The 4014-nt window shown below is 69.5% G+C and carries 3 protein-coding genes; 1 reads left to right on the top strand and 2 read right to left on the bottom strand.

Translation table 11 applies throughout. From position 1 onward, the window contains the following. Positions 1-38: 38 nt before the first annotated feature. Positions 39-1331: an ABC transporter substrate-binding protein gene (locus tag DKL51_RS25730; RefSeq protein ID WP_260428673.1), complete on the bottom strand. Its 1293-nt coding sequence runs from the start codon at positions 1329-1331 to the stop codon at positions 39-41. Positions 1332-1469: 138 nt separating this feature from the next. On the opposite strand from DKL51_RS25730, the gene DKL51_RS25725 reads away from it, so the two are divergent. Continuing rightward, positions 1470-2243: a FadR/GntR family transcriptional regulator gene (locus tag DKL51_RS25725; RefSeq protein ID WP_260428672.1), complete on the top strand. Its 774-nt coding sequence runs from the start codon at positions 1470-1472 to the stop codon at positions 2241-2243. Between the two features lie 45 nt (positions 2244-2288). Here DKL51_RS25725 and DKL51_RS25720 read toward each other — a convergent pair. Next, a partial coding sequence (locus tag DKL51_RS25720; protein ID WP_124812598.1) for a transketolase occupies positions 2289-4014 on the bottom strand: 1726 nt, incomplete at its 5' end.

Here is a 4014-nt window from a genome sequence, read left to right as displayed (position 1 = left end):
GTGGTGGAGCCGTCCGGCTCCACCACCCCGTACGCGGCTTACTTGGCCTCGTCGTCCAGGAACTTCTGGAACGCCTCGTTGGCGGTGTCGGCGGCGGCCGCCGGGTCCTTGCCGGCGATCGCGTCGACGATCGGCTGGCCGACGATCTCGCGGGCCTCAGGCACCTTCACGACCAGCGGACGGTCGTGGCCCACGCCCTCCTTGGTGCTGGCCGCGATGGTCTCGACCAGGTCCTTCGGGTAGGTCGCGGTGCCCTCCGGGTTGGCCCAGACGGAGGTACGGGCGCCCGGCACACCAGCCTTCTGCTGGGTGAGCGTCTGCTCCTTGCTGGTGGCCCACTCGATGAACTTCCAGGCGTTGCTCTTGTTCTTCGAGGCGTCGTTGATGCCGAGCGCCCACGACGGGATGTTGTACGGCTTCGAACCGGCCGGGCCGGCCGGGAACGGCGCGAAGCCCACCTTGTCGGCCACCTTCGACTTGGCCGGGTCGGTGGCGTTCTTGTAGAGCGAGTCGGCCTCGGTGTAGAAGGCCGCCTTGCCCTGGGTGAAGATGGCCATCGCCTCGGGCCAGCTCATGTCGGTGCTGACGTTGGCCGGGCCGCTGTCCTTGATCAGGCCACCGTAGTAGGCGTACGCCTGCTTGGCCGCGTCGCTGTTGACGGCGGCCTTGCCGGTGCCGTCGACGAAGTCACCGCCGAAGCTGTAGAGGAAGCTGGAGAACTGGGTGACTGCGGGCGACTTGCCGGTACGCGCCACGAAGCCGGCGACGCCCGGGGTGGACGCCTTGATCTTCGCGGCCGCGGCCTTGAGCTCGTCGAGGGTCTTCGGCGGGGCGCTCAGGCCGGCCTTGGCGAGCAGGTCCTTGCGGTAGTAGAGGACCTCCTGCTCGGTGATGATCGGCACGCCGACCGGCTTGTCCTTGTACGAGGTGGCCTCGACCGGGCCGGCCTGGAAGTCACTGAAGTCCCAGTCCTTGTTGGACTTCACCTGGTCCGACAGGTCGGCGAGGTACTTGTTCTTGGCGAACAGCTTCCCCTCCTGGAGGGGCCGGTACATCATCACGTCGATGTCGCCGGAGCCGGCGTTCAGCTTGACGTTGTACTGGTCGGACAGCTGGTCCTCGCCGAGCTGGGTGATCTCGACCTTGAGCCCGGTCTTCTTCTCGAACTCGGGCAGGGCCTGCTTGATGTTCTCCGTCCACACGTGGTTCGCCAGAGTCACGCGGACGGTCTTGGAAGCGCTGCTGTCCTCGTCGCCACCGCCGCCGCACGCGGACAGGCCCATGGCGACCACCACAGCCAGCGAAGTACCGAGTATCGATCGACGCTTCACGTCCATCTCTCCTTCAGTCGTGGCCGCCGCCCCAGGGGAAGAGCGCCACACCGTTGTAACGTCTGCTTAACGCCAGGATGCTAGGACGAAAAAGCGGATTTATTCAAGACCTGATCTCCAACTGATATGCTCCGACGCGTGGATCAGTCCTCTCCAGGGGTCGCACCCGCCCAGCACGCCCCTGCCGAGGCCGGGCTGCACGCCCGCGTGCTCGATCACCTCGGCACCGCCATCTGCGGCGGTGAGGTGCCCGCCGGATCCGTCCTGAACATCGACGACCTGGTCGAGCGGTACGCGGTCTCCCGCTCGGTGATCCGCGAGGTCCTGCGGGTGCTCGCGTCGATGGGATTCATCGAGACCCGTCGCCGGGTCGGCGTCATGATCAGATCCGCCGAGGTGTGGAACGTCTTCGATCCGCAGGTGATCCGCTGGCGGCTCGCCTCGGCCGGGCGAATGGCGCAGATGCGCTCGATCACCGAGCTGCGGACCGCGATCGAGCCGCACGCCGCCTGGCTGGCCGCCGGCCGCGTCGACCATGACGAGGCGAGCGAACTGGTCGGGCTGGCGGCCAAGATGTGGGCCGCCGGCAAGGCCGGCGACGAGGCACGCTTCCTCAGCCTGGACATCGAGTTCCACCGGCGCGTGCTGGTCGCGTCCGGCAACGAGATGTTCGTGAAGCTCCAGGAACTGGTCGCCGAGGTGCTGACCGGCCGGCACCACTACCACCTGATGCCGCACCACCCGGACGAGCAGGCCCTCCAGCTGCACGCCGACGTGGCCCAGGCGATCCAGCGGCGCGACGGCGAGCGCGCCCGGCAGGCCATGGTGCAGATCATGGAGCAGGCGTTCGACGAGATGAAGTCGATGTGGGAGCAGACCGCCGTGGCCGCTCCCGAACCCACGGTCCGGTGAGCTGACCTCGGCAGGCCCCGCGAGGCCGACCGGGTCGGGCGGCCGTCACCCCAGGGCGCGCGCCGCCGTGACGATGGCGTTCACCCCGATCCCCGCCTGGTCCATCAGCTGGGCCGACGTCCCGGAGGTGGGCAGCCCGCGTACCGCCAGGTGGGTCACCCGCACCGGCTCGTCGAGGTCGGTCAGCGCCTCGAGCACGGCGGACCCCAGCCCGCCCTCCGGGTAGTGGTCCTCGACCACCACCAACCGGCCCCGGGTGTCCCGTACGGCGTCGAGCAGCCGCTGCCGGTCGAGCGGCTTGACCGAGTAGAGGTCGATGACCCGGGCGTCGATCCCCTCGCGCGCCAACTCCTCGGCGGCGGCGAGGCAGTTGTGCACCGTCACACCGGCGCCGATCAGCGCGATGTCGCCGCCGCCGCGGACCAGCTTGCTGCCGCCGATCGGGAAGTCGTCCCCGTTGTCGTAGAGCACCGGGTACTTGCCGCGGGTGGTGCGCAGGTAGCAGACACCCTTGCGGTCGGCCATCTGCGCGACGAGGGCCGCGCAGGACACGGCGTCGCTGGGATAGAGGACGGTCGAACCCTGCACGGCGCGCAGGGCGGCCAGGTCCTCCAGCCCCATCTGCGAGGGACCGTCCGCCCCGATCTCCACCCCGGCGTGCGAGCCGGACAGGGCGATGTCCGCCTGGGAGATGCCGGCCATCCGGATGAAGTCGTAGGCGCGGGAGAGGAATGCCGCGAAGGTCGCGGCGAACGGCCGGTACCCGCGCACCTGCAGCCCGACCGCGGCGGCGACCAGTTGCTGCTCGGAGATGAACATCTCGAAGAACCGGTCGGGGTAGGCCTCGCCGAACTTGTCGGCGCGGGTGGAGTCGCTGACCTCGCCGTCGAGGGCGACCACGTTCGGTCGGGCGCCCAGCGCGCGCAGCGCCTCACCGTACGCGTTCCGCGTGGCCACCTTCGCCCCCTTGTCGTAGCGGGGCAGTTGCGGTGGCTCGGCGGCGGGGGCGGCGGGGGCCGGTGCGGGCTCGGGCTTCGGCCCCGTGACGCGGATCTGCCGCACGCCACCGAGAGCCTGGACGGCGTGCTCCGCCATGTCCGGCTTCAGCGCCTTGCCGTGCCAGTCCGGCTTGTTCTCGACGTCCGGCACCCCCTTGCCCTTGACCGTCCGGGCGAGTACGACCGTGGGGCCCGTCGCTTGCCGGGACCGGCCGAACGCCTCGTCGATCGCGGCCAGGTCGTGGCCGTCGATGACGAGGGCCTGGCAGCCGAACGCCTCGACCCGCCTGCGGTAGGTGTCCAGGTCCCATTCCAGCTCGGTCGGCCCCCGCTGGCCGAACCGGTTCACGTCCACGATCACCGTGAGGTTGCGCAGCCCGTAGTGGGCGGCCTTGTCCAGGGCCTCCCAGATCGAACCCTCGGCCGTCTCGCTGTCGCCGCAGAGCACCCAGACGTGGAACGGCACCTTGTCGAGGTACTGGCCGGCCAGCGCGATGCCCACGCCGACTGGCAGTCCCTGGCCGAGCGAACCGGTGGCGACGTCCACCCAGGGCAACACCGGGGTGGGGTGTCCCTGCAGGCGCGATCCGAACTGACGGTACGTGTCCATCAACTCCTGGTCGCTTATCACGCCGGCCGCCTTGAAGACCGCGTACAGCAGGGGCGAGGCGTGGCCCTTGGAGAAGATCAGATGGTCACTGGCGCGATTGCGGGGGTTCAGCCAGTCGTAGCGCAGGTGCCGGGAGATCAGCACCGCCAGCAGGTCGGCGGCG

The sequence above is a fragment of the Micromonospora globispora genome (genome assembly GCF_003857015.1).
GTDB lineage: Bacteria > Actinomycetota > Actinomycetes > Mycobacteriales > Micromonosporaceae > Micromonospora > Micromonospora globispora.
The sequence above is the reverse complement of the archived record's forward strand: the minus strand, read 5'-3'. Positions and strand labels throughout refer to the sequence as shown.